Source organism: Bacillus sp. 5RYD7K, assembly GCF_059831465.1.
The window spans coordinates 2,294,776-2,317,399 of record NZ_CP191200.1 but is presented as its reverse complement, the minus strand read 5'-3'; the positions used below and the strand labels follow the sequence as shown (position 1 = coordinate 2,317,399).

Annotated in this window: 32 protein-coding genes and 1 tRNA gene; 8 read left to right on the top strand and 25 right to left on the bottom strand. The window is 45.0% G+C overall.

Features of this window, described 5'->3' with window-relative positions:
* Window positions 1-239: 239 nt before the first annotated feature.
* Window positions 240-569, top strand: coding sequence for a DUF3889 domain-containing protein (locus ACQE26_RS11755; RefSeq protein ID WP_438420224.1), 330 nt, complete (start codon window positions 240-242; stop codon window positions 567-569).
* A 40-nt stretch (window positions 570-609) separates the two neighbouring features.
* On the opposite strand, the gene ACQE26_RS11750 is transcribed toward ACQE26_RS11755, so the two are convergent.
* From ACQE26_RS11750 to ACQE26_RS11710, 9 genes are all read right to left on the bottom strand, one after another.
* Entirely contained in the window at window positions 610-789 is a 180-nt protein-coding gene (locus ACQE26_RS11750; protein WP_022552966.1) for a YqzE family protein, read from the bottom strand.
* A 56-nt stretch (window positions 790-845) separates the two neighbouring features.
* On the bottom strand, window positions 846-1,223 hold the full coding sequence (gene comGG, locus ACQE26_RS11745) for a competence type IV pilus minor pilin ComGG (protein WP_060964768.1): 378 nt from the start codon (window positions 1,221-1,223) through the stop codon (window positions 846-848).
* Entirely contained in the window at window positions 1,224-1,721 is a 498-nt protein-coding gene (gene comGF / locus ACQE26_RS11740; RefSeq protein WP_500469474.1) for a competence type IV pilus minor pilin ComGF, read from the bottom strand.
* Window positions 1,633-1,947 (bottom strand): competence type IV pilus minor pilin ComGE, encoded by a 315-nt coding sequence (gene comGE, locus ACQE26_RS11735; RefSeq protein ID WP_500469472.1) that lies wholly within the window; start codon window positions 1,945-1,947, stop codon window positions 1,633-1,635. Before comGE ends, comGF begins: the two co-directional genes overlap by 89 nt.
* Window positions 1,931-2,368, bottom strand: a complete 438-nt coding sequence (comGD, locus tag ACQE26_RS11730; protein ID WP_045926719.1) for a competence type IV pilus minor pilin ComGD — start codon at window positions 2,366-2,368, stop codon at window positions 1,931-1,933. The genes comGE and comGD overlap by 17 nt, the downstream gene beginning before the upstream one ends.
* Entirely contained in the window at window positions 2,358-2,666 is a 309-nt protein-coding gene (comGC, locus tag ACQE26_RS11725; RefSeq protein ID WP_016938966.1) for a competence type IV pilus major pilin ComGC, read from the bottom strand. Before comGC ends, comGD begins: the two co-directional genes overlap by 11 nt.
* A gap of 4 nt (window positions 2,667-2,670) precedes the next feature.
* On the bottom strand, window positions 2,671-3,708 hold the full coding sequence (gene comGB / locus ACQE26_RS11720) for a competence type IV pilus assembly protein ComGB (RefSeq protein ID WP_500469471.1): 1,038 nt from the start codon (window positions 3,706-3,708) through the stop codon (window positions 2,671-2,673).
* Complete coding sequence (gene comGA, locus ACQE26_RS11715) at window positions 3,695-4,765, bottom strand: competence type IV pilus ATPase ComGA (protein WP_045926720.1); 1,071 nt, start codon at window positions 4,763-4,765, stop codon at window positions 3,695-3,697. Before comGA ends, comGB begins: the two co-directional genes overlap by 14 nt.
* 192 nt (window positions 4,766-4,957) lie before the next feature.
* Window positions 4,958-5,908 carry a magnesium transporter CorA family protein gene (locus ACQE26_RS11710; protein WP_500469469.1) on the bottom strand — a complete coding sequence of 317 codons (951 nt, stop codon included), beginning with the start codon at window positions 5,906-5,908 and terminating at the stop codon, window positions 4,958-4,960.
* Window positions 5,909-6,054: 146 nt separating this feature from the next.
* Between ACQE26_RS11710 and ACQE26_RS11705 the strand changes: the two genes are divergently transcribed.
* Window positions 6,055-7,356 (top strand): hemolysin family protein, encoded by a 1,302-nt coding sequence (locus tag ACQE26_RS11705; protein ID WP_500469467.1) that lies wholly within the window; start codon window positions 6,055-6,057, stop codon window positions 7,354-7,356.
* 37 nt (window positions 7,357-7,393) lie between these two features.
* Here ACQE26_RS11705 and rsbRD read toward each other — a convergent pair whose 3' ends face one another.
* Complete coding sequence (rsbRD, locus tag ACQE26_RS11700) at window positions 7,394-8,224, bottom strand: RsbT co-antagonist protein RsbRD (RefSeq protein ID WP_438420231.1); 831 nt, start codon at window positions 8,222-8,224, stop codon at window positions 7,394-7,396.
* A 73-nt stretch (window positions 8,225-8,297) separates the two neighbouring features.
* Here rsbRD and ACQE26_RS11695 point away from each other — a divergent pair.
* Window positions 8,298-8,368, top strand: a tRNA-Gln gene (locus tag ACQE26_RS11695).
* 64 nt (window positions 8,369-8,432) lie between these two features.
* On the opposite strand, the gene mgsR is transcribed toward ACQE26_RS11695, so the two are convergent.
* Window positions 8,433-8,813: a transcriptional regulator MgsR gene (gene mgsR / locus ACQE26_RS11690; RefSeq protein WP_060964760.1), complete on the bottom strand. Its 381-nt coding sequence runs from the start codon at window positions 8,811-8,813 to the stop codon at window positions 8,433-8,435.
* Window positions 8,814-9,049: 236 nt separating this feature from the next.
* Here mgsR and ACQE26_RS11685 point away from each other — a divergent pair, with 236 nt between their 5' ends.
* On the top strand, window positions 9,050-9,295 hold the full coding sequence (locus ACQE26_RS11685; protein ID WP_003153078.1) for a DUF2626 domain-containing protein: 246 nt from the start codon (window positions 9,050-9,052) through the stop codon (window positions 9,293-9,295).
* 39 nt (window positions 9,296-9,334) lie between these two features.
* Here ACQE26_RS11685 and ACQE26_RS11680 read toward each other — a convergent pair whose 3' ends face one another.
* Window positions 9,335-9,973: an MBL fold metallo-hydrolase gene (locus tag ACQE26_RS11680; RefSeq protein ID WP_016938959.1), complete on the bottom strand. Its 639-nt coding sequence runs from the start codon at window positions 9,971-9,973 to the stop codon at window positions 9,335-9,337.
* Between the two features lie 154 nt (window positions 9,974-10,127).
* Here ACQE26_RS11680 and ACQE26_RS11675 point away from each other — a divergent pair, with 154 nt between their 5' ends.
* A complete protein-coding gene (locus ACQE26_RS11675; protein ID WP_003153076.1) occupies window positions 10,128-10,301 on the top strand; it encodes a DUF2759 domain-containing protein in 174 nt (57 codons plus the stop codon).
* Window positions 10,302-10,334: 33 nt separating this feature from the next.
* Here the strand turns inward: ACQE26_RS11675 and ACQE26_RS11670 are convergent, their stop codons facing one another.
* The 5 genes from ACQE26_RS11670 to ACQE26_RS11650 all read right to left on the bottom strand — a co-directional run bounded on the left by ACQE26_RS11670 (window position 10,335) and on the right by ACQE26_RS11650 (window position 14,164).
* Window positions 10,335-10,649 carry an MTH1187 family thiamine-binding protein gene (locus tag ACQE26_RS11670; protein ID WP_045926724.1) on the bottom strand — a complete coding sequence of 105 codons (315 nt, stop codon included), beginning with the start codon at window positions 10,647-10,649 and terminating at the stop codon, window positions 10,335-10,337.
* Between the two features lie 5 nt (window positions 10,650-10,654).
* Complete coding sequence (locus ACQE26_RS11665) at window positions 10,655-11,692, bottom strand: YqgU-like beta propeller domain-containing protein (RefSeq protein ID WP_489202151.1); 1,038 nt, start codon at window positions 11,690-11,692, stop codon at window positions 10,655-10,657.
* Window positions 11,693-11,764: 72 nt separating this feature from the next.
* On the bottom strand, window positions 11,765-12,889 hold the full coding sequence (locus ACQE26_RS11660) for a M14 family metallopeptidase (RefSeq protein WP_500469463.1): 1,125 nt from the start codon (window positions 12,887-12,889) through the stop codon (window positions 11,765-11,767).
* A gap of 81 nt (window positions 12,890-12,970) precedes the next feature.
* Entirely contained in the window at window positions 12,971-13,933 is a 963-nt protein-coding gene (glcK, locus tag ACQE26_RS11655; protein WP_016938955.1) for a glucose kinase GlcK, read from the bottom strand.
* A gap of 18 nt (window positions 13,934-13,951) precedes the next feature.
* Window positions 13,952-14,164, bottom strand: coding sequence for a YqgQ family protein (locus ACQE26_RS11650; RefSeq protein ID WP_235588381.1), 213 nt, complete (start codon window positions 14,162-14,164; stop codon window positions 13,952-13,954).
* Window positions 14,165-14,373: 209 nt separating this feature from the next.
* On the opposite strand from ACQE26_RS11650, the gene nhaC reads away from it, so the two are divergent.
* Window positions 14,374-15,738 carry a Na+/H+ antiporter NhaC gene (gene nhaC / locus ACQE26_RS11645; RefSeq protein WP_188154563.1) on the top strand — a complete coding sequence of 455 codons (1,365 nt, stop codon included), beginning with the start codon at window positions 14,374-14,376 and terminating at the stop codon, window positions 15,736-15,738.
* 76 nt (window positions 15,739-15,814) lie between these two features.
* On the opposite strand, the gene yqgO is transcribed toward nhaC, so the two are convergent.
* The 3 genes from yqgO to rpmG all read right to left on the bottom strand — a co-directional run bounded on the left by yqgO (window position 15,815) and on the right by rpmG (window position 16,833).
* Entirely contained in the window at window positions 15,815-15,988 is a 174-nt protein-coding gene (gene yqgO, locus ACQE26_RS11640; protein ID WP_101605444.1) for a protein YqgO, read from the bottom strand.
* Between the two features lie 62 nt (window positions 15,989-16,050).
* The gene (locus ACQE26_RS11635) at window positions 16,051-16,605 is read right to left on the bottom strand and encodes a 5-formyltetrahydrofolate cyclo-ligase (RefSeq protein WP_438420235.1); all 555 of its coding nucleotides are present in this window, start codon (window positions 16,603-16,605) and stop codon (window positions 16,051-16,053) included.
* 78 nt (window positions 16,606-16,683) lie between these two features.
* Window positions 16,684-16,833, bottom strand: a complete 150-nt coding sequence (gene rpmG / locus ACQE26_RS11630; RefSeq protein ID WP_003153056.1) for a 50S ribosomal protein L33 — start codon at window positions 16,831-16,833, stop codon at window positions 16,684-16,686.
* A 347-nt stretch (window positions 16,834-17,180) separates the two neighbouring features.
* Here rpmG and ACQE26_RS11625 point away from each other — a divergent pair, with 347 nt between their 5' ends.
* Window positions 17,181-17,534, top strand: coding sequence for a hypothetical protein (locus ACQE26_RS11625; protein ID WP_016938950.1), 354 nt, complete (start codon window positions 17,181-17,183; stop codon window positions 17,532-17,534).
* Complete coding sequence (locus ACQE26_RS11620) at window positions 17,531-17,995, top strand: endolytic transglycosylase MltG (protein WP_060964754.1); 465 nt, start codon at window positions 17,531-17,533, stop codon at window positions 17,993-17,995. The genes ACQE26_RS11625 and ACQE26_RS11620 overlap by 4 nt, the downstream gene beginning before the upstream one ends.
* Window positions 17,996-18,091: 96 nt before the next feature.
* Here ACQE26_RS11620 and pstB (ACQE26_RS11615) read toward each other — a convergent pair whose 3' ends face one another.
* From pstB (ACQE26_RS11615) to ACQE26_RS11595, 5 genes are read right to left on the bottom strand one after another with little or no spacing between them, the layout of a single operon-like run.
* Window positions 18,092-18,874: a phosphate ABC transporter ATP-binding protein PstB gene (gene pstB, locus ACQE26_RS11615; RefSeq protein ID WP_500469458.1), complete on the bottom strand. Its 783-nt coding sequence runs from the start codon at window positions 18,872-18,874 to the stop codon at window positions 18,092-18,094.
* 11 nt (window positions 18,875-18,885) lie between these two features.
* Window positions 18,886-19,692 (bottom strand): phosphate ABC transporter ATP-binding protein PstB, encoded by an 807-nt coding sequence (gene pstB, locus ACQE26_RS11610; RefSeq protein WP_500469457.1) that lies wholly within the window; start codon window positions 19,690-19,692, stop codon window positions 18,886-18,888.
* A gap of 18 nt (window positions 19,693-19,710) precedes the next feature.
* A complete protein-coding gene (gene pstA, locus ACQE26_RS11605; RefSeq protein WP_016938946.1) occupies window positions 19,711-20,595 on the bottom strand; it encodes a phosphate ABC transporter permease PstA in 885 nt (294 codons plus the stop codon).
* Complete coding sequence (gene pstC / locus ACQE26_RS11600; protein WP_013352890.1) at window positions 20,595-21,524, bottom strand: phosphate ABC transporter permease subunit PstC; 930 nt, start codon at window positions 21,522-21,524, stop codon at window positions 20,595-20,597. The genes pstA and pstC overlap by 1 nt, the downstream gene beginning before the upstream one ends.
* Before the next feature lie 47 nt (window positions 21,525-21,571).
* The gene (locus tag ACQE26_RS11595) at window positions 21,572-22,474 is read right to left on the bottom strand and encodes a phosphate ABC transporter substrate-binding protein (protein ID WP_500469455.1); all 903 of its coding nucleotides are present in this window, start codon (window positions 22,472-22,474) and stop codon (window positions 21,572-21,574) included.
* Window positions 22,475-22,624 lie beyond the last annotated feature (150 nt).

The following is a 22,624-nucleotide window of genomic DNA, read 5'->3' as shown; positions in this document are numbered from 1 at the left end:
TGTTAATAAATATAACAATCGTTCTTTTTAAAGAACTGCACAAACAAAGTATAATCAAGGTTTATCATCTTGAAAAATGTCAAAAACGGTCAAATTGTTCGTTTTTAAGAATATAATCTTTTAAAAACATCGTTTTGCTCCAAATTACACACCTTTTTGGAATTTTTTCTAATAAAATGTGAGAAAATAATGAAGTGTTCAAAACAAATTGGGAATAATATACAGCGAAAGGACGAAGAATGATGATCAAACAAAGTCTGATTTGCCTTTCTCTTCTTGTTTTCGGGGTTTCAGGAATGGATCAGGCGGAAGCGGCGCCTTATTATGCTGTTCACCATAAATCAAAATGGGAAAAAATCGCGGAAAAAGAAGCTAAAAAAAGATATCCGCTTTCGCAAACGTTATTTATTCAAAAGGTGTGGGACCGTAAAAGAACAGATGAAGCGGTAAAACAATACCACCTGACATTGCGGGAAGGCGCTAAAGAATTTGGTGTGTTTGTTACGATTTCTTTTAATCCCTACAGCCAAAAAGTAAATAAAATTGCCGTCATTGAGGAATACCAATAAAGGCCCTCCTGTATCAGGAGGACCTTTCGTGTGCTACACTTTATTTTTTCCGCTGCATCCACAGCTTAAAACTATACGGCAATATTCCGAACCAGTGCTGGGAAGCCGGCACTTTCTTTTCTTTCCGCACTTCTTTTCGCTCTTTCCGTTCCTGTTTCGGCGTATCGAAATATTTAACGAATTGCTCAGTCATATATTTTACATAATCGTTTGTTTTCACGGCTCTCACCTCATATTGCTGTCTTTACTATGAAGTGTTGTCCCGCCGCCTCTTTTTTATACTTCTGTCCATTGAATCAGCTGTTTCTTCTTCTGATTGAACAAAAGGTGAACCTCCCGTCTCGTCCCTGACGCTGTTTCCGCCTGAATTGTAACCTGAACCGTTTCCCGCTTACCGCTTTCGGTGATCTGAAAGGAAACGGTTCCGTACGGAAAACGATGTGTACCGGTTCGGCCCTTTTGTCCCTGTATCACATGACGGCTTGACAGCAGCGCGCCGTTTTGAAGCAGGTTCTCACCGATCCAGTACTCCCCGGCCTCTTTTGCAAAGGTTTTTCGGGTGATGAAATCAGATGAAGTATAGCTGATGACAAGTAAAACCGCGGCAGAAACAAACAGAACCGCGGGATATATAAACCCGTCAGATTTGTACATTTAACCACCTTTTAAAGAGCTGTAAATCGGAATGGCCGCCTGATTCTTTTTACCTGTATCGCTTGAGATCTCTAATAAAAGCAGGCCGTTTTTCACACCAGCCGTTAAAGATGCCGCATGATGCAGGATCGGCACGTGGCCTTTTCCGTTCACTCTCTTCCTTATCATCGTATGGTAGATTTCAAAACGCACTTCTTCGCCTCCTGCTTTCCGGCAGCTTAATGCCTGTCCGCCGTCCGCCGGCTTTACAGTCTCGGCCTGTTTACATTCATTCATAATCTGCTGAACGGCAATATGATACTCCCGGCTGTCTATTCCGCCGTTATCGCTTTGGCCGGATAAAAACAAATGTAAAATCGGGCTCAGGGTGCTTGATAAGAAGAGACAGACTGCCAAGGAAAACAAAACATTAAGAAGCGTAAAGCCAGTCTGTTTTGAGAATGCTGAGACACATTTCTTTTTCGCCGCGGACAGCCGCACAGACTTTGTAATAATCACCTTCCTCCTTCCACGTCACATCGGGAGACGGCTGCTTTTTTCCGGACATCATATAAGCGCTGATGCGTTCCTGGAGAAGCTGGCGCGCTTTTTGGCGTTCCTCTGTTTTCAGATTATCGGTCAGCATGTCCGTCCAGACCGGAACGATAGAAATCATAAGAAACAGCCAAATGGCCATTGCTGATAGTGTTTCAATAGTAGAGAACCCTTTACTTCCGTTCTGCATGGACATTTCCGCTCCCTAGGTAAACTGTTATTTCATAAGTGACCCCTGCGTGCTTCAATTGAATCTTTCCGCCGGAATTCGGATGGCCTTTTTCATTAAATTCAAGGCTCTCCGGCAAGGTCATAAGTGTAATATGAAGCGAATCAAATGAACGCTCGACAGCCTTTCCGGCTGACTGGAACTTGTATTTATGCTCTTTGGGGAGAAAAATGATTTTTGTTCTTTTATGCTCTGCGACAGCCGTTTCCTGAACGAGCTGAATATCTTTTTGGAGCTGTTCTGTTTTTTGCCGAACGGCCAGATGGGTATAAACCGGAGGAAGCGCCGTGAACAAGACCGTCAGCAGAACGGACGCCAGGCTTAACACAATCAGGCTTTCAAGAAGGGTGAATCCGCTTTCTGTCAGCCTGTTATTGTTCAACTGTAACTTCCCCGCCGCTAATTAAGATCTGTTTTCCATTCGGACAGGCAGTATTCTTTTTGATATATCCCTCTGATTGTAAGTCTTTCATATCCGGCATTTTTCCTTCATGGTCGATTTCGTACGCCGTCACTTGGGCTTTCACCATATTCTGCAGTCCTTCACAGCCTTTATGCTGTATGCTTTGATTATGTTTTGTAACGTTAGGAATCGTTATTAAAAGCAGAATTGAAACGATAAATAACACAATCAGCATTTCAATTAAAGTAAATCCATCTTGATTTTTCAGACGAAGCACTCCCTTACATTTGGTTCATCATCTGGTACATCGGCATCAGCATTGACATATAGACAATCAGAATCATACCGGCCACAACGCCGTAAATGACAGGCTGGAGAATGCCTGTATACTTCTCCGCGTTTTGTTCAAGGCGCTCCATCATAAACTGACTGTACGTATAAAGCTCGCGATGAAGCCTGCCGTTTGCCTGTCCATGGCTGACTGCAGCCGCTAGATCTTTTTCATAACACGGATGCCCGGAAAGAGCGGATTCTATTGTCTCACCTGCTTTCAAACGTGTAATGAGCATATCCGCTTCTTCACGATAAAAAGGCAGAAAAGATTGTTCCTTAAAAGCCGTTAAGCTGTCATAGATAGAAAGACCGGATTTCAGAAGGCTGCTGAGCTGTAAAGAGAAAAAGTAGCTGTTAAAAAGAACGGCTGCTTTTCCTATTAAGGGGATTTTCACAACAATAAGCATTTTGTCTTGCGGGGATTTTTTCTTACATAAAAACCAAACGAACAAACACAAGCTGAGAGCGGCTGACAGCACCAGTGCGCAAGCTTCGTGAAAATGCTGAAAAAACGCAAAGATGAAAGCAGTCGCACCGGAAGTATTCATATTCATTGATTGATAAATCCCAGAAAACTGCGGAATAATTAAACTTTGCAGGATATAAAACATGACACAGACGGAGCAGATTAAAAACATCGGATACCGGAGCATTTTTTTGACTTGATTCGTCTGCATGAGCTTCCTCTGTAACAATTCGCCGCTTTGTTTCATCGCCCTGGGCAATTCTCCGTGTTTTTCCGCAAAATAGCAGATAGAGACGGCTTCTTTATGAAAAGACAATGCCTCAAGCACTTCGTAAAACGCATCGCCCTCCCTCAGCCGGCGGATTCCGTCCGTCAGCTCTGCAAGCTGGCGTTTATGAAGCTGGAGTTTCAGCAGTCTGAGCCCTTCGATCAGACTGTACCCTTTTTCGGCCATTTCACCGAGCCTTTTCAAAAAAGCCGCTTGATCCTTCAACGGCCAGGTTCTTTTAATCCGCTTCATGATACACCCACCGATCGTAGTTGTCAGTCGTGACATAGCCGAGCGCGATTCCTTTTCGGATCAGCCTGCGGAGCGTCTGATATTGAAAATTGGCGTGCTCTCCTTTTGCTTCCTGAAAGCATTGGGTGAGGTTTTTCCCGTAAAGCAGTTCATAGATTCCCGCACGGCGCGTCTGCCTGTAAAGCCGGCAGTACACGGAGCAGTTTTCCGCTTTGCAAAACGGACAAGTTAAATCAACCAGACGCTGAGCGGCAATGGCAATAACGGTTTGTTCAATTTCCGTCATGTTCACCCCAAACTCCAGCAGCCTGTATATAGCGCCTTTAGCATCTCTTGTATGCAGGCTTGAAAGAACGAGGTGCCCCGTCATAGCCGCGCGGACTGCAATTTCAGCCGTCTCGGCATCCCTGATTTCCCCTAAGATGATCATATCGGGGTCATGTCTTAAAATCGCTTTCAAACCGGCGGAATATGTGACTCCGGCTTTTTCATTCACCTGAACTTGTAAAACATCTTCATCTCTCGTTTCTACGGGATCTTCAAGTGTGACAATCCGCCGGTTGAAATGACGTTTTGCATAATTGACAAGCGAGTAGAGAGTGGTCGTTTTTCCAGATCCGGTCGGACCGGTAAAAAGAATCAGGCCGTGGGAATGCTTCAGAAAGGACAATAGTGCGGCGCCTGCCCCCGGAAATAAGGACAGTTTATCCAGAGGGGGAATCTGCCGCTTAGGCAAAAGCCTGATGACAAGACTTTCATCATTCATTGTCGGTAAGGTTGACATCCTTAAATGAACGGTTTCGGATGGAAGCGGCAGAGACAATGATCCGTTTTGCGGCTTTCGTCTTTCTCCTATATCCATCGCCGATAAAAACTTAAAATGAGAAATAAGCCTTACGCATTCCTCTTTTTTTAAGACTCTTTTTTTCACAAGAGCATGACCAATGCGAAAATGAATGAAAGCATCCCTTTCACGCGGCACAATGTGTATATCTGAAGCTCTTGCCGTATAGGCCTCGTTTATAATGTTCCTGCTGTATGTTTCAATATTCTCCATAAGTTTTCCCTCCTTCCGACACGTATTGTAAATCAAATAGACAAGAGCCGGCAAAAGAGAAATGATGCTTTTTACACAGTGTAAAACGTAAAAAAATCAAAAATCAGCTGCATGATATTGATTTACTGAATGAAATCGGGAACCATTCAGTCATTTTCGGCCGCCAAAAAAGCAGGCGTGTGCCTGCTCTTCTTAGCGTTTCTTTTCTTTCCGCAAATATTTCTTTTGATTCTCCCGCAGAATATCCCCTGTCCAGCCCTTCTGCCGCAGATAAATGTAAATCAGCAGGGTTGATACGATAATAATCACGATGGAACAAATATACGAATATTTCCAATGAAGCTCCGGCATATTATCAAAGTTCATCCCCCAGAGAGCGCCAAGCGCCGTCATCGGTGTAAAGAGAGTTGTAAAGATCGTCAATGCTTTTACAATTTCATTTCCTCTTTGAGAGGTAATGACTTCCTCGGCATGCAGCAGATTGCTCAGCTCCTGATCGAACTCATTGATATATGTAATCCCTCTTTCCATCTTTTGATGAGCCCTGAGATAATCTTTCTGCCTGTCATTTTTCGGAAGAAACGCTTCTTTTAAAGCCATTTCCACTTTTTTAGCCCCCAATATCAGGCCTTTCCAAATGAACAGCTCATGGCGCAGCTTATGCACGTTTTCCAAGATGCCTTTGCTGTTGTCATCATGAATCTGCCATTTGAGCGTCCGCTGCTTGACTTCAAATTCATCCAGTCCGATCAGATAGGAATTCATCAGCTCTCCCAGCAGAACAAAAAAGCCTTCAATCGGATTTTCACAGGTTTGAATCTGCTTTGTGGCATGCTTTTCTTTTACACCGCGCAGCAGCGAAAAATCAAAATTAATCGTAAAAAAGAAGTCTCTCGTAATATAAAAGTGAAATACGGTATGGTTTTTTTCATTATCTAATCCTTGATGATAGATTAAAGAGCCGAAAACCGCTTCATTATTCTGATCATTTGTATCTGCGCGCAAAAAGTTTATATGATTTTCATGTTCAAACCACTTTTCGCATTGCGGCCAGTGATTGTGGTGGATCATTTTTTTTGCTTCTGCTTTTTCATGCGGACCGAGCTGGTACCAAAACCAGTCCGTCCCCGAATGTACCTTCATCTCTTGTCAGCCTCCAGTTTCGCTTTCTTGTTTTAATTACCGTAAATGAAGCAGGCTAAACCAGGTTTGATGTTTGAGCAGCTTTCCAGAGTGGTATTATTCCGAAAAAAGGGAGGTGCAAGCCTTCCTTCGCGGAAGGCGTTACATTGTATATCATCAAACTGACTGCCATCGTACTATTTATTTTATTAACGGCGTGTTTTGTCGCCATCGAGTTTTCAATCGTTAAAGCAAGGCGCTCCCGCGTCAATCAGCTCATTCAGGAAGGTGTGAAAGGGGCAAAAGCAGCCAAGCATGTTATTACACACCTTGATGAATATTTATCGGCGTGCCAATTGGGCATCACTGTAACCGCCTTGGGACTCGGCTGGCTTGGTGAACCGACAGTCAAAGCAATGCTTCAGCCGTTATTTTTAAAAACCGGGCTTCATGAAGCGGTTTCCCATATACTGTCACTGATTATCGCATTTCTGCTTGTTACATATGTGAATGTTGTCATCGGTGAACTCGCGCCGAAAAGTTTTGCCATTCAAAAAGCCGAGCGGATTACGCTTTTGTTTGCCAGACCGATCATTTTGTTTTATAAGTTAATGTTTCCGTTCATCTGGCTGCTTAATCATTCCGCCCGCCTGATTACAGCCCTGTTCGGCTTGAAGCCGGCTTCAGAACATGAAATGGCTTATACGGAAGAAGAATTGCGGGTGCTGCTTGCTGAAAGCTATCGAAGCGGCATGATTAAAAAAAGCGAGCTGCATTACGTAAATAACATTTTCACATTTGATAAGCGCACAGCGAAAGAAATCATGGTGCCGCGGAATGAAATGGTGAGCCTGCCGTTAGACAGCGGATTAGGACATATGCTCCGCGACATTATCAAAACAAATAAATATACCCGGTATCCTGTCGTAAAGGGAGATAAAGATCATGTTGTCGGCATCATCAATATAAAAGAAGTTTTATTCAGATTCCTGTCTGAAGGGGCATCGTTTACAAAACACGAGCTCAGCCCTTACATTCAGCCGGCCATCCACGTGATTGAGACGATCCCGATTTATCAATTGTTCGTTAAAATGCAGCGGGAACACGCCCATATGGCCATTCTCATTGATGAGTACGGCGGAACCGCGGGATTAGTAACCGTGGAAGACATCATTGAAGAGATCGTCGGCGAGATCCGGGACGAATTTGATACGGATGAGACACCTTCCGTTCAAAAGCTTGGAGACAGCCGTTATCTTCTGAACGCCAAATTGCTGATCAGTGACGTCAATGACGTACTCGGAACTGAGATTACGGCTGATCAAGTCGATACACTCGGGGGCTGGTTCCTTACTCAGCATATTGATGCAAAACCCGGAAGCACCATTGATTTTGAAGGGTACACATTTACGGTAAAAGAAATCGACAGCCATCATATCATTACGATTGAAGCTGACAAAGCTGAATAGCTGAGGGGGGAATCCCCCTCAGCCATTCAGCTTTATATCATCTTAATGATTCTTTTACGACAAAACCGTTTTTTGCCAGCGCCTTCGCCAGACTCTGCTCCGTTTTCACATGAGAAAAGTCGATGCCAAGCTTCACGACGGTTTGGGCGATTTCCGGCCGGATGCCTGAGATTGTCGTTTCTATGCCAAGAAGTTTTGTGCTGTCAATCACTTTAAAAATTTGATAAGCGACCATCGTATCCACAATCGGCACACCTGATATATCTAGAAATAAATAAGAAAGCCGGAGCGAAGAACATTGGTCAAGCACCGATTCCAAAATCATTTTTGCCCGGTAAGTGTCAATTTCGCCGACAAGCGGCAAAATTCCAATACCGTCGGCAATCGGCATAATCGGCGCGCTTAGTTCGTTAATCATTTCTTTTTGGGCGTTTAATTGCGTTATTGTCACTTTATGATATTCCTCTGTAAATACTTCAATCATATGGTCAATTGCTTTGTTCAGCTTCTCTCCCCATGTAAATACCGCATTTGTATCAGGCTTCTCAGACATCGTTTCACTGCATGTCTGTATGCGGTTCCAGACCAATCTCCGGAATTCTTTAAAGCTTGCGACGCTTTCATAGACATGGATTTCATGCACGGCCCGGTCTCTTGCAAACTGCAGCGCCCACTTTGTCAGCTCCTCTTCTCCGCCGTCTTTCCCTGATAAAATGCCAGCAACGATTTCAATTAACAGGCGCTGCTGCGTTTCCGCTTTCTGATCCTCTGAAGGCCGCCCCGGTTCGGGGATGAGCAGCCATTGACGTATGATTTCGCCTGATTCTTCAATTAATACTTGAGATAATACTTCATTTAAATGTTTCACGGGTTTCCTCCATTCAAATCTGACTTGTATGTATAAACCGGCGCCGGATGCACATACTGTAATTAGCATTCGATGGGCTATAGCCAAGCGGTAAGGCAATGGACTTTGACTCCGTGATCGTTGGTTCGAATCCAGCTAGCCCAGTCCTGGAACCGCAAAAAACGAAGATTAGCTGATGATATTTGATCAGCGGATCTTCGTTTTTTTCTTATGATACAGATTGATGCACCGTTTTTTTCTTCGTCAGCTTCATCAATTCTCCTGGATTATATCCGATAACGAGCTTTTTGCGATCGATCAGGATCGGACGCCGCAGCAGCTTCGGATTTTCAGTCAAAAGCTTCAGCACTTCATTTACAGTCATTTCTTCAATGTTCAGGTTGAGGTTTTTAAATGTTTGGCTCCTCGTCGCTAATATTTCATCAATTCCTTCGGTTGTTAAGGATAAGATTTGCTTCAATTCATCAATTGACGGTGTCTCCCTGAATAGGTGGCGCTCTTGAAAGTCAATATTGTGGGCTTTTAACCAATGTTTCGTTTTTCGGCAAGATGTGCAGCTCGGGTATGAATAAAAAATAAGTTCTTTCATTTTTAAAAATTCCTCCCTCGGATAATCCGTCTCTTTGTTAACATAAGTACCCTGAACTTTTTTTCGCTAAACGTATTTCAAAAAGATTTTTCGGATCTTTTTTAGAGAACGGCATAAGATATAAAACACAGGGAAAGACATAAATTCCACAATAAATATAATCATGAAAATGTTTACATTTTAACTGCCGATCTATTATAATAAACTTCAGATAGACTCTCGGGAGGGGATAAGGAATGAATCGCATGTTCCGGGTGTTAGGATTTTGGACGGGGATTTTTGCAGTCATGTTTTTTTTAGGCGGCATGAAAGACGCATCTCTTTTGTTTTTTGGACAGACGATCTTTTTCGTATTTCTTTCTTATTTGAATCTGACTGAGCGGATGTATATTTATATTTTCGGAGCGTACTTAACCGTATTTTTCGCCGGATTTACATATTACTCTATTTTTATTATGACACCGGGCGGCGGAACCCACTGACTGAAAAAGACAGACCGATTACGGTCTGTCTTTTTTCGTTTACAATGAAAATCCATTAATAAACGGATTTCGCTCCTGCTCTGTCTGGATGTCCGTTTCCGCGCCGTGACCGCTTAACACAAGTGTATGCCCGGGAAGCGTGAGCAGTTTTTGATGAATGGAATCAAGCAATACGTCTTGATTTCCTCCATGTAAATCCGTCCGGCCGATGCCTCCCTGAAAGAGCACATCGCCTGAAATCACCAAATCAGCGTCCTTCACATAATAAGAAACGCTTCCAGGTGAATGACCCGGCGTAAACAGCGTCTCCAAATGGAAAGGACCGATGTCCAATATGCCGTCGCCTTCAATCAGCCGATCGGCGGGCCGTGCCGTGACAGCGATGCCGCGCAATATGCCTGATCCGTTTAAGGAAGAGTCCTCCAGCCACTTTTCTTCATTTTTGTGAAGATATACGGGAACATCCCATCTGTCTCTTACCTCGTCAAGCGCGCCGATATGGTCAAAATGGGCGTGCGTCAGCAAGATCGCAAGCGGCTTCAAATTGTTTTCTTTTATGTAATTGTTGAGTTTGTCCGCTTCCCCGCCCGGATCGAAAATCAGACAGGACTGATCCTCACTGACGAGAAAATAGGCGTTTGCCTGAATCGGACCGGCCGGCATTCGTCTCCATTTCACTTTCATCACCTCTTTATGTATATGCCCTTATTATGAAGGTTTTCTGCCGAAGATTCAATGAATGCGGCTGGGAAAACACTATCGACAAACAAAATGAAAACGGTTAAAATAAAATGGAAAGATTTTCAGGTTCCAATGACAAAGGGGGAGCATGATGTTACTTGTTGTAATCTTCGGCCTTGTCGCATTATTAGCTGTGTTAGGAGTCCTGCGGGCTGTCAGACAGAGAAATATCCTGGGATTTTTGTTAGCCGCCGCCACACTGGGCGTGTTCGGCTGGTTTACCGTAATGACCGTTGTTACAAGCGGCTATCCGACTGCACATTAAAAGCCTGTATCCATTAGGATACAGGCTTATTTTTTATTGCTGCAAATGTTTGCTGACACTTTTGATTTTGCTCTCCAGCGTCGTTTCTTTATCACGCCTGTCATCAATGCGGATATTGGTCGCCACTCTGTGCAGCCCTTTTTGGAACGGGGCTTCGTGAATCTCCTGAATGACCGCGAACAAGTCGCTCAGCTCTCCTTCAATCAAAGTGTTCATCGGTGTGAGCTGAAATTTGATTTTGCCGGCTGCTTTGTAGCCTTCCAAAATCTTTTGCACATCCGCTACATACTCACTGACGCTCGGTGTTTTTGTTCCGATCGGAATGATTGTCACATCTGCAATTGCCATTTGATTCAAACTCCTTTTTCATTTGTTATGATTGGTTCTGTCAGTCCTGTTTTCAGAGATATCAGCCGGTCATACGTAAAGCCATATAAAGCGTATTCCCCGTTCGGAGAGATCTGAATCGGTTCCATTTCCGTATTGTTAAGCACCGTCCGCTCCCGTTTGTCCCCCAAGTCAAAGCTGATCAGCCTGTATAACCGGCCCTCCGGCTTAAACGTGTAAAACCGCTTGTGGGTCTGATCGTAATCATATTCCATCGGCGCAAAGCTCTCATACTTTTTTTGAAGAGGAAAACGGTGTGTCACGGATGCCGGCTTTTGGAAAAGGAACTCGCCGTCGCCGTCCGGTTTATCCGCTTGTCTGACGGCAAGCGTCATACCCGGGCGGGAATCTGCCCAGATGACATGCTGAAGCACTCTTTTTTCTTTTGCCGTCTCCAGATCATAGGAATATAAAGGGCCCTCTTCCTCCGTTTTTCCTTGCTTAATATATTGAAATTCATCGGAGGACATCCAATGGACAAAAGGGGCCTGAACAGGACTTATTTTTAAAATGCCGTGTTTCATATCGGCTGTATAGGTTGTGAAGTCCCATGTTTCAGAAAAAACGGTAATCATCATTTTGTACGGGTCATATGGATTCCAAGCCGTCTCCAGCTCATAAGAATTAAAGGCTTTGTGATAAAGTCTTTTCCCCTGCTTGTTCATGAGCACAAGCTCAGTCTGTCCGCTGTTTGTCACCTGAACGAGAATCAGCTTTTTTTTCAGGCTGATCTTTACATTGACAATATGGCCCTTTGTTTCGTAGAGCCGTTCGGATTTTCCGCTGAAAAGGTCATATTTCATCAGCTGATCATGTGCTGTATACAGAATGGTCCTGTTATCCAGCCATCCTTCCGTTTTCTCGGCTTCATTTTTACTGAGCGGAACGATTTTCTGTTCTGCTGCTTTTGCTGAGACGTCTGTGTCAGGCTGCTGATGAGATGGTTCACAGGCCGCTAAACACAGAACGAACGCGGACAGCAGAACACAACACAAGTATCTCACCAGCCTTCCCTCCATTCTTTTCTATTGTCCCATATTTGTTAATATAAACAAATGAGAAATTTCACAGATGTCTCAAAAAATAAGCGCCCTCCACAATATTCCTTCCGTCGCTTGATAAATATCCGAAAACTGATGAAAAGGCAAAGGATTTTTTCCCTTCCCGAGTTCAACGGTATAGCCCTCTTTTCCGTATTGCTGTATAAACCAATCCCTGAAACCGGCATGGCTGTCAATGGTTTTTACACCTTGATAGCGGTTTCCGCTTATCGCTTCAAACTCCCGGATGACCTCAGATGATTGCTCCGGTTCACATCCTTCGTACCCCCAATAAATCTCTTCTCCCTGTGTATGAAGCGCGATCAGCCTGTCAGGCGGCTGCTCCGTTATCAGCCGGTGCATCGCCTGCGCCTCCGGTTCAGTGAGCGGCGCCGTGCCCGGAAAATCACGGTACGAGGGAGCCTTCGGTTTGCGCCTCTGTTCAATCTCCCAATTCGATGGGAAATGTTTATTTAAATCAACGCCGTTTATATTCGCCTTCCATTCGCGGAAATCCGGGCGGTGCTCATTTAATCCGTTGAGAAATTCATTTTTTTCTGATAAATCTGCACATCCGTAAAGTACGAGATCCACACCGTCGGGATTTACGAGCGGAACGAATGATAAGGATGTCCGGCTGAATATATCAATGGCGGAATGTCCGAAAACGGTTTTATTTTCGCATAATGCCGCGCAATATTCTTTGCACCATTTAATCGCAACCGACGTGGTAATCCATTCATTGGCATGAAAAGAGGCGTTTACATGCACGTTTCTCTCGGCCGTATCCGCGCCTATTCTCAGCTCATAGAGCGGTTTTCCCAAAACGGAACTGCCGATTTTACGGCACGTGACAAATGGAAAGACATCGATTATTTTCTCAATTTCTTCATAGAGCAACTGAGCGCCGTACACCTTTTCTTCCTTCACCCATTGATCAGCGGAAAGAACGCTTTCACAGTGCCGGATGTATTGCGAAAGCCCGCTAAGCGTTTCTATCGGACATTCTGGCTGACCGCTCACGAGGAAGCCGGGACAAAATAATTCATCGCTTTCTGCCGTTTTATTGGCGTCTTCCAACAGTTTTTCATCAATTGAAAGCACCTGTGCAACATCTTTCATATGCCGTTTTATTTCAGGTTTGACACGAATTCCCGCCATGTTCATCCCCCTTTTTTAAAACTATATGACAGGGGAGATAAAAAAAGAAAGCCGCCCGCTATATGGGCAGGCAGACTTTCTCTAGCAGTTTTGATATTTAAGCCATTCATTTTTGGCAATCCACGCTCCGCCAATGACTCCGGCGTCATTTCCCAGTGCCGCAATCGAAATATCGGCCGCTTCCGCAGAACGCGGGAACGCGGTGATTTTGAAGGTCTCTTCCACTTTTGACCGCAGTATTTCGCCTGCTTTAGACACGCCTCCGCCGAGCACGATTTTCGTCGGATTCATAGCGCTTGCCAGATTTCCGAGCACGAGGCCTAAATGTTTTGCGACATAATCAACGACTTCAAGCGCTGTCTTATCCTGCTGTTTTGCCGCATCGAACACGTCACGTGCTGTCAGATCACGCACCTGCAAGAGCGAAGAGTCGGAAACCGACGCAAGTTTTTCTTTTGCGATGCGGACGATGCCGGTTGCGGACGCAATCGTTTCGATACACCCGGATTTTCCGCAGTTGCACGGAGCTCCGCCTTCCGGAATGCTGCAAATATGACCGATTTCTCCGCCGGCCCCGTTTTTACCGTGAACGATTTCGCCGTTGACGATGATGCCTCCGCCGACACCGGTTCCGAGCGTCACTAAAATGACATCTTTGGCTCCGTCACCTGCGCCTTTCCACATTTCTCCGAGCGCCGCGATATTGGCATCGTTTTCAATGACGGCCGGAATACCCGTTTCCGCCTCAAGATGGTCTTTCAAAGGATAGTTTTTCCATCCCATATTAGTCGTCTCATAAACCATCCCCGTCGCTATTTCCACGGGTCCGGGCGCTCCCATGCCGATCCATTTCAAGATTCGTTTCGGCTTGTTCAATTCTTCCAGCTTCTGGTCAAGCGCTTTTGCAATCGTGACCGTTATAGTGTTTCCTGTCTTATCGGTCGGAACCTCCCATTTATGCTGGATTTCACCGTACATATTGATAAAGGCCAGCTTGATAGTTGTTCCGCCAAGATCAATCCCCGCAAACCATGTCTCTTCCATAATGATCTCCTTTTCTTATTAAATCCTGCTGTTGTCTCTTCCTTTGATCCTCTCTGATTCCTGCTGTAGAACTCCGGAGGCCTTCAGCCATAAGTCTCTTTCAATCACGTTTGACAAGTACATTTCCTTTAATTCATCTTTCATAAAGTCAATTTCAGCTTGTCTGTCACCGAAATACACGATATGTCCGAATGACTTAAACAGCTGCTGTACGTCATAAAATGAATTCATCTTTTTCACCATTTCTTTTCTTCTCAGTATAAGCGTATTTCATCTCTAAAGCAGGCGTCAAGCAAAAAACAATTGGATAAAATATCCTTGTGTCATTTTGGTAAAATCTATATTCATAATTGTAAAAAAACACTCATTTATGCGTTTTTCTGTTACAATACTTTCGTGCCCAAAAGCACAAAAGGATTAAAGTTTGATGGGGTGTTGTTTTGAAACAAGAAAAAAGGCTGACATTCATTTCAGCCATCGGTTTATTTGTTTTAATGTTAGCAGTCATTATTTCCTGCCTGTTTTTCTTTCATACGGAGCCGCATATGCCGCTGTTTTTTTGTGTCATTATTCTGTCTCTGGCAGGTTTGCGGCTCGGTTTCTCGTGGGGCAGTCTTGAAAAAGGAATTGTCAGCGGATTGAAAAACGGTGTACAGCCGATTATCGTGCTGGCTTTGATCGGTGTGCTGATCGGCGCTTGGATGTACAGCGGGGCCATTCCCGCCGTCACTGTTTACGCTTTATCGATTATACAGCCGAGTCAGCTGCTATTGACCGCATTATTTTCATGCATGATTATCAGCACGCTTGTCGGCTCAAGTCTGACAACTGTCAGTACAATCGGCGTCGCGCTGTTAGGGGTGGCAAGCGCGGCGGGAGTTCCGCTCGAATGGACGGCGGGAGCAGTCATTTGCGGGGCCTGTTTCGGTGATAAAATGTCACCGATGTCCGACACGACGAATTTTGCCGCCGGTATCGGCGAAATTCCGATTTTTAAGCATATCCGCCATATGATGGGCACGACCGTTCCGGCCCTTTTGATCACAATCGTTCTTTTTTATATTCTCGGTTCATCCGTTTCAATAAATGCCGCTTCAACGCAAAATATTGAGGCGGTCATTTCCGGAATTAAAGAGGCCGTGCACGTTACGCCTTGGTCGCTTCTTTCACCTCTTTTGGTGATCATTTTGGCGGTCAGACGGGTTTCTGTTATTCCGGTGCTTACCGCTGGTATTATTTCCGCAGGGCTTCTGACTGCCGTTTTTATTCCTGACAGCAGTATTCAAGGATTTATATCCGCCCTGCAAAGCGGCACGGCTTTTAAAACCGGAGACCAGGCTGTAGCCAGCATTATCAACAGAGGCGGACTCCAATCCATGATGGGGTCAGTCTCTCTGATCATGATCGCCTTTGCGCTCGGCGGCCTGATGGAAAAAACAGGCCTGATCGCAGCGCTGCTTCAAGGATTGATAAAAGGCGTGCATACGAAAGGACGTCTTGTCATGGCGACCGTCTTCTCAAGCATTGGCGTAAACCTTGCGACCGGCGAGCAATACTTGTCGATCTTAATTCCGGGTCAGTCTTATAAACCTTTATATGACAAGCTCAGCATTAAGCGGCTTCACCTTGCACGATCGATTGAGGACGGCGGAACATTAATCAATCCGCTGATTCCTTGGGGAGTAAGCGGCGCTTTCATGGCAAGCGCGTTAGGGGTTTCTGTCATCGACTACCTGCCGTTTACCTTTTTCCTGTACATTTCACCGATCATTTCAATCCTTCTCGGTTTCCTGAAAAAAAACTGATATTACGAGAAAAACCTGCCGTCATTACAGGCAGGTTTTTTCATGCAAAAAATCCCGCTGAAAAAACGGGATTTGTTTAAAAGGCCTGCTGAATGAACTTATTTCTGATAAACGGTATTTTTAAAAAGAAATGAATAAATGGCCGTCTGATCCCTGGCTGGCTGAGCACGGTGTTCATCAGACGGTAGCGGTTTTGGTAAACGGCTAAAACAGATACGGCGCATAATGAGTAGATCAACAATTTTTTCATTTTATCCCTCCTGCCCCTATCGTTTGTCAAACAGCGAGAATTATTCGGGTGCAAGAAGTTTTTTATGCGATGGTTTCAGATTCAGTCACGATCATATCGACCGGGATATCGTGGGGCATGCGGGGAATGCGGTCTGTCAGCTGGCAGTCGAAGAGAAGCGACACGGTACGGCCTTCATAATCTGTCAGAAACCGATCATAATATCCGCCGCCGTATCCGATTCTGAAGCCTTCCCGGTCAAAAGCCACACCGGGCACAATAACAAGATCAATGTCTTTTTGAGCCGCTTTTTCAGTCAGGCTTTCGATCGGTTCACTGAGACCGGCATATACGGTTTCCAGCTGATCATCAGCAGAAAATGTACGGAATTCCATCGCTCCCGTCTGGGGGAAACATTTCGGGATACAGACTTGTTTTCCCTCTTTCCAAGCCTGTTCAATAATAGGCCGTGTCGGAATTTCCAAGCGTTTCGAGATGGTGACGGCAATCATGCGGGCTTGTTTCCATTCTTTTAAAGAAAACAGCGTTTTGTGCATGCTGCGGCTTTTTGCCTCCCATTCACTTTCTGTTATGCCGGAAAGCTTTGCTTTTATATCGGTTCTGATTTGTGCTTTCACGTTTCTCAAACCTCCCTGAAAGACAAAAAAGCCAGAACTTTATTGAAAGCTCCAGCTTTTTCCGCCGTTTGAAACAGCTTATTTTGTTTCACGGTGTAACGTAGATTTTTTATCACGTGGGCAATATTTTTTAAATTCAACGCGGTCCGGATTGTTGCGTTTGTTCTTTTTAGAAATATAGTTACGCTCACCACATTCAGTGCAAGCCAAAGTAATATTAACGCGCATTATTTTCCCTCCAAACTAAATATCATTTACTTATTCAGACTTATACATAATACCACTATAATGCACGGAATGCTAGAGCTGATTTACATGAAATGTTGTTTAAATGCAGAAAACATCAGTTTATGTTTCTGATCCTCTGAATGGCCTTGCGCAAGACGCATACAAAAAATGACGAAACAGGACAAAAAAGGGCTTTCATATGCGAAATCTATAGAGAAATATCCGTTTGCCCCCCGAATAAAAAAGATTTTCCGACAAAATTCTGTTTTTTTCTCTATTTCCTTTAGAATGGCGGCGTTTTATGGTATAAAAAAGAAGGGCAAATTAATAATAGAAGGTGATGAAACGTGGAAATTGCTATTATTGCGTTGTTTATCGTCAGTATAGCGCTTATTGCATTCTCATATTCTCAAAGAGATCCGATGAAAGACGTGGAACAGGAGCTTGAAACGCTTCAGCTTTCCGCCATGCAGGAAATTTACAAGTTAAAAAAGAAAATGACGGTGCTTGAAGAAGAATTGCTGGAAACCAACCTCGTCATCCGCAAAACCAAAAGCAGCGGCATTAACCAAAAAATCGCCAAACAAATCATTTCAAAATATAACAACGGGATGTCTGCCGAAGCCATCGCAAAAGCGGAACACGTGTCTGTCGAGGACGTCAATACCATTATTAAAGATAATGAGAAGGTGCTCGTATGACAAAACGGGGCATTCAGGCTTTTGCAGCAGGTATGATTTTAGCGACGGCCGTCCTCGCCGCTGTCTTCTATTTGACTGACCATGACCGGGCAGCTGCCGTTAAAACTGAAAAAACAGCATTGACAGAAAAAGAAGTAAACAGCTACCTCGACTCTCAGCAAAAAGTCTCCGTCAAACGGGATGACTATCAAAAACTGCTTGACGCTAAAGAAAAATCATTAAACAACGATCAAAACACGGACGCCAAAAAGAAAAAGGTCACATACAAACTGACGATCAAAGACGGAATGAGCACGGCTGATGTGTCATCCATCCTTGAAAAAGAAGGAATTATTCCTTCAGCGAAGGACTTTAATGATTACGTAATCGACGCAGGCTACCACAAAGAAATCCGCGCCGGCCATTTCAAAGTCGACTCAGATATGAGCTTCAAAAAAATCGTCAAAACATTGACCCGCTAAAAAAGCTTGCAGGCATCGTCCATTCATGGATACGGCCGGCAGGCTTTTTTAATAGACAATATAAAACGGACCCGGTCAATGGCCGGGCCCGTTTTTTCATCCGAATTTTCCGGTGATATAATCATGTGTTTTTTGATGATCCGGCTGAGAAAAGATTTTGCCCGTATCGCCCCGCTCTACAAGTTCGCCCATATAGAAAAACGCGGTTTGATCAGAAACTCTCGCAGCCTGCTGCATGTTGTGCGTCATAATGACAATGGTATACTTCTCTTTTAAGGTCAGAATCAGCTCTTCTATTTTCCGGGTGGACACGGGATCAAGAGCAGACGTCGGTTCATCCATCAATAGGACATCCGGTTTTGTGGCGAGCGCCCTTGCGATGCACAGCCGCTGCTGCTGTCCGCCTGACAGGGAAAGCGCCTGCTGATGGAGACGATCCTTCACTTCATCCCAGAGCGCTGCTGCCTTTAATGATTCTTCGGCGATTTCAAGCAGTTTCTTTTTATTTTTTTCGCCGTGTATTCTCGGTCCGTACACGACATTCTCAAATATGGACTGCGGAAACGGATTGCCTTTTTGAAACACCATACCGATCTGCTTTCTTAATTCTGCCGCATCCGTCTTTTCCTTCAGCAGATTGCGCCCGTTATAAATCATATCGCCTGTCACTTTGACATTCGGGGCCATTTGCAGCATTAAGTTTAATGTTTTAATAAACGTGGATTTCCCGCAGCCGGACGGACCGATGATGGCAGTGACCTTCCGCTCCTCAAATCCGATCGTAATATTTTTCAAGGCCTGATGAGCTCCGTACCATACGTTCATGCCTTGAATATCAAATAGATTCTGCGTGTGCACCGCTTCTTTTACAACGCTCACGGTTCTTCCCCCTATCCGAACTTTCCGTTAATATAGTCATCCGTCTTTTGCTCTTTAGGACTTGTAAAAATCTGTTCTGTCTGTCCGTACTCCACCACTTCTCCGTTTAAAAAGAAAGCCGTGCGGTCAGACACCCTCAGCGCCTGCTGCATGTTATGCGTAACGATAACAATCGAATAATCTTTTTTCAGTTCTGTCAAAAGCGTCTCGATTCTGGCGTTTGAGATGGGATCCAGAGCTGAGGCCGGTTCATCTAAAAGAAGCACGGCAGGTTTCATCGCAAGCGTCCGGGCGATGCAAAGGCGCTGCTGCTGGCCGCCTGATAATGAAAGAGCCGATGAATGAAGACGGTCTTTGACTTCATCCCAAAGCGCAGCTTTCCTTAAGCTTTCCTCTACCGCTTCGTCCAAAACGGCTTTTCTTCGTTCACCCGCATACTTCAGCGCATGTGTGATGTTATTGTAAATGGATTTGGGGAACGGATTCGGTTTTTGAAACACCATACCGATCTCCCGTCTGAGAGACACGACATTAATCTCTTCCCCCAAAATATTCAGTCCTTCATAAAGGATTTTCCCCTCGCTTCTTGCAGAAGGGATGGCATCGTTCATTCTGTTAATCTGCCTCAGAAATGTTGATTTTCCGCAGCCGGACGGGCCGATCAGAGCCGTCACCGCATGTTTTTCAATATCCATATTCACACGCTTAACCGCTTGTTTGTCTCCGTAGTAAATGGACAAATGATTCACTTCCAAAATCGACGGCCCCGGCGAACGCTCTGTCTGTTCCGCTTGTTCCCTGACGATGTGATCAATCATGTTTTCGCCTCTTTCCGATTAATTTGCCGTAAGCTTTTTATAAATGGCAGATCCGAGCCATCTTGCACAAAGGTTAAACAAGAGCACTGAAATCACCAGCACTGCCGAGCCGCCGTTTGCTATTGCTTCTGCATCGGGAATGATCCCCTGGGTATTGACACTCCATATATGAACCGCCAGCGTCTCAGCCGGCCTGAAAATATTTAAAGGAGATGCTTCAGAAAACGGGTTTAAATCGGTGAAATTCAGCCGCGGCGTTGTCAGTCCTGCTGTAAATAGCAATGCCGCCGCTTCTCCGAACACTCTTCCTGATGCCAAAATGGCTCCGGTTAAAATCGAAGGAATCGCGCTCGGAATCAGCACCGTTTTGACGGTATGCCATCTCGATACGCCTAAAGCGAGAGAAGCTTCTTTCAGTTCTTTAGGTACTGCAGTGAGCGCGCCTTCTGTCACCCGGACCATTACGGGAAGGTTAAAGACTGTTAAGGCGAGCGCGCCCCCGATAATCGTGTATCCCCACCCCGTCAGGTTCACAAACATCAGCATGCCGAACATCCCGATGACAATCGACGGAAGCGACGACAGAACTTCAATACATGTTCTGATAAAATCAGTAATTTTATTTTGCGGCGCATATTCAGCCATAAAGACGCCGCCCCCCACACCAAGCGGTATCGTGATCAGCATGGTGATGAACAGAATGTAAAAGGAGTTAAAAAGCTGATCCCGTATCCCGCCGCCTGACGCGATAGCGCTTGATTTTGACGTAAGAAAATGCAATGTGATTTCTGAGACGCCGTGAATCAGAATATACAAAAACAATCCTGCCAAAATCGCCGCAATCACAGCGGCGCATAAACCGAATACACCGGTGGCCAATTTATCCGTTATTTTCCGGTTCATTATACTTTCCTCCTAGATGACAAGTAGCGTATGAGCAGTATAAACAGAAACGACATGATAAGAAGAACAAGCCCCATCGACCACAGCGTGTTATTTTCGATACTTCCGTATGTGGTATGGCCCATGTTTAACGTGATAATCGTCGTTAATGTCCCCGCCGTATCAAGCAGGCTTTCCGGGAGAAGCTTTGTATTTCCGATAACCATCTGTACGGCGAGAGCTTCTCCGAACGCTCTTGCCATTCCAAGCACGACAGCGGTCAGCAATGTCGGAAACGCCGCCGGGATAAGCACCTTCCTGATTGTCTGCCATCTCGTCGCACCGAGCGCATATGAACCGTCACGAAGGTGTTTCGGTAATGACGCAAGTGCATCAGCGGAAATCGACGTAATGGTCGGCAGAATCATCACCGAAAGTACGATCGTTCCCGCCAGAAGACTGTGACCCGTTCCGCTTGATTTAAAAGATCCGATAAACGGAACCAATACTGTAAGACCTATGAATCCATAAACGACGGACGGAATGCCGACAAGCAGCTCGATTACCGGCTGCAGCACCTTTTTTCCCCAAGTCGGCGCAATTTCCGTCATAAACACGGCACCCGCAATCCCGAGGGGCGCCGCGATCAGAGCGGAAAGCACCGTGACCGCGAATGATCCGAAAATAAAAGGCAGCGCGCCGAACTCAGGTTTTGCCTGGGTTGGATTCCAATTCAGACTTGTTAAGAACTCAATCGGGCTTACACCATTTACAAAAAAAGATTGCAGCCCCTTTATGCCGAGAAAGATGGTGATTGCCGCTGATGCCGCAATGATAATCGCCGCACATACAGACACAATCACTCTTCCGCGGACTTCATCCAATTGCCTGTTTTGTTTTGAGCTTATTAAGCGTTCGCTTACAGACTCTTTTTCTCTGTGATTTATCATTTGTTTACACTCCTATAAAGAAGAAGGACGGGGAGCCCGCCCTCCCCTCAGCTTTGCTTGCCTTTTGCGTCACGTGTGACTTTCATATCAGAGATCGGAATGTAGCCCTGATCTTTCACGATACTTTTCTGCACTTCATCGCTGTTCAAATAGTCAAGAAATGTTTTGGTCAGACCAGATGCTTCGCCTTTCGTATAAGAGTGCTCGTAAGCCCAAATCGGATATTCGCCTGTGACGACATTTTTCTCTTCGGGTTTGATGCCGCCGATTGATAAAGGCGTTACTTTGTCATCGTTTATATAAGAGAAAGCCAGATAACCGATTGCTCCCGGTGTTTCCGCAATGATTTTTTTGACTGTATTGGAGGACTCCTCTGTGATGCCCTCTGCCGGCTCCGCTCCGTCAAGCGCGTATTTGACGAACGTAGCGCGTGTGCCTGATGAATCAGGACGGTTGACGAGTGTAATCTTTTGATCTTTGCCGCCAAGCTCTTTCCAGTTTTTGATTTTGCCTGTAAAGACGTCTGCCAGCTGTTTTTTGGTTATATCCTTTACGCCCGCACCCGGGTTGACCGCAGCCGCCATCGCAACTACCGCTACACGGTGATCATTCAGGGCTTTCGCATCAATACCTTCTTTTTCTTCAGCAAAGACGTCTGAGTTGCCGATTTGCACTGAGCCTTCAGACACTTGCGAAAGACCTGTTCCTGAACCTCCCGCTTGCACCTGCACATCAGCATCCGGATGTTTTTCCATAAACTTTTCCGCCGCTGCCAGTACTAACGGCTGCATGGCTGATGAACCAGAAATGGTTAAAGAACCTGATGCTTTTTTATCCTCACTTGCAGATTGGCCGTCCGTCTTGCCGCTTTCCTTTGCATTTCCGCATGCTGCAGCGACGATCATAACAGCAGCCATCAGAAGCATAAGCATCCATTTGTTTTTTTTCATTTCCTGAATTCCCCCTGCGTTTAATGTGTAATTTGTCCTACACGTATAGAGTAAAGGGTTCGTGTAAAATGCGTATAAATCGAATGTTAAGGTTTTGTAAATCCGGATGTTTTTTTGTATAAAAAAAACGCCCACAGACTGTGAGCGTTT

Bases quoted from the DNA above. Each gene is read 5' to 3' on its own strand.
- ACQE26_RS11755 (WP_438420224.1), top strand. From the start codon at position 240: ATGATGATCAAACAAAGTCTGATTTGCCTTTCTCTTCTTGTTTTCGGG.
- comGG (WP_060964768.1), bottom strand. From the start codon at position 1,223: ATGTACAAATCTGACGGGTTTATATATCCCGCGGTTCTGTTTGTTTCT.
- comGE (WP_500469472.1), bottom strand. From the start codon at position 1,947: ATGCAGAACGGAAGTAAAGGGTTCTCTACTATTGAAACACTATCAGCA.
- comGB (WP_500469471.1), bottom strand. From the start codon at position 3,708: ATGAAGCGGATTAAAAGAACCTGGCCGTTGAAGGATCAAGCGGCTTTT.
- comGA (WP_045926720.1), bottom strand. From the start codon at position 4,765: ATGGAGAATATTGAAACATACAGCAGGAACATTATAAACGAGGCCTAT.
- ACQE26_RS11710 (WP_500469469.1), bottom strand. From the start codon at position 5,908: ATGAAGGTACATTCGGGGACGGACTGGTTTTGGTACCAGCTCGGTCCG.
- mgsR (WP_060964760.1), bottom strand. From the start codon at position 8,813: ATGAAAGAACTTATTTTTTATTCATACCCGAGCTGCACATCTTGCCGA.
- ACQE26_RS11685 (WP_003153078.1), top strand. From the start codon at position 9,050: ATGAATCGCATGTTCCGGGTGTTAGGATTTTGGACGGGGATTTTTGCA.
- ACQE26_RS11675 (WP_003153076.1), top strand. From the start codon at position 10,128: ATGTTACTTGTTGTAATCTTCGGCCTTGTCGCATTATTAGCTGTGTTA.
- ACQE26_RS11670 (WP_045926724.1), bottom strand. From the start codon at position 10,649: ATGGCAATTGCAGATGTGACAATCATTCCGATCGGAACAAAAACACCG.
- ACQE26_RS11660 (WP_500469463.1), bottom strand. From the start codon at position 12,889: ATGGCGGGAATTCGTGTCAAACCTGAAATAAAACGGCATATGAAAGAT.
- glcK (WP_016938955.1), bottom strand. From the start codon at position 13,933: ATGGAAGAGACATGGTTTGCGGGGATTGATCTTGGCGGAACAACTATC.
- ACQE26_RS11650 (WP_235588381.1), bottom strand. From the start codon at position 14,164: ATGAATTCATTTTATGACGTACAGCAGCTGTTTAAGTCATTCGGACAT.
- yqgO (WP_101605444.1), bottom strand. From the start codon at position 15,988: ATGAAAAAATTGTTGATCTACTCATTATGCGCCGTATCTGTTTTAGCC.
- rpmG (WP_003153056.1), bottom strand. From the start codon at position 16,833: ATGCGCGTTAATATTACTTTGGCTTGCACTGAATGTGGTGAGCGTAAC.
- ACQE26_RS11620 (WP_060964754.1), top strand. From the start codon at position 17,531: ATGACAAAACGGGGCATTCAGGCTTTTGCAGCAGGTATGATTTTAGCG.
- pstB (WP_500469457.1), bottom strand. From the start codon at position 19,692: ATGATTGATCACATCGTCAGGGAACAAGCGGAACAGACAGAGCGTTCG.
- pstA (WP_016938946.1), bottom strand. From the start codon at position 20,595: ATGAACCGGAAAATAACGGATAAATTGGCCACCGGTGTATTCGGTTTA.
- pstC (WP_013352890.1), bottom strand. From the start codon at position 21,524: ATGATAAATCACAGAGAAAAAGAGTCTGTAAGCGAACGCTTAATAAGC.
- ACQE26_RS11595 (WP_500469455.1), bottom strand. From the start codon at position 22,474: ATGAAAAAAAACAAATGGATGCTTATGCTTCTGATGGCTGCTGTTATG.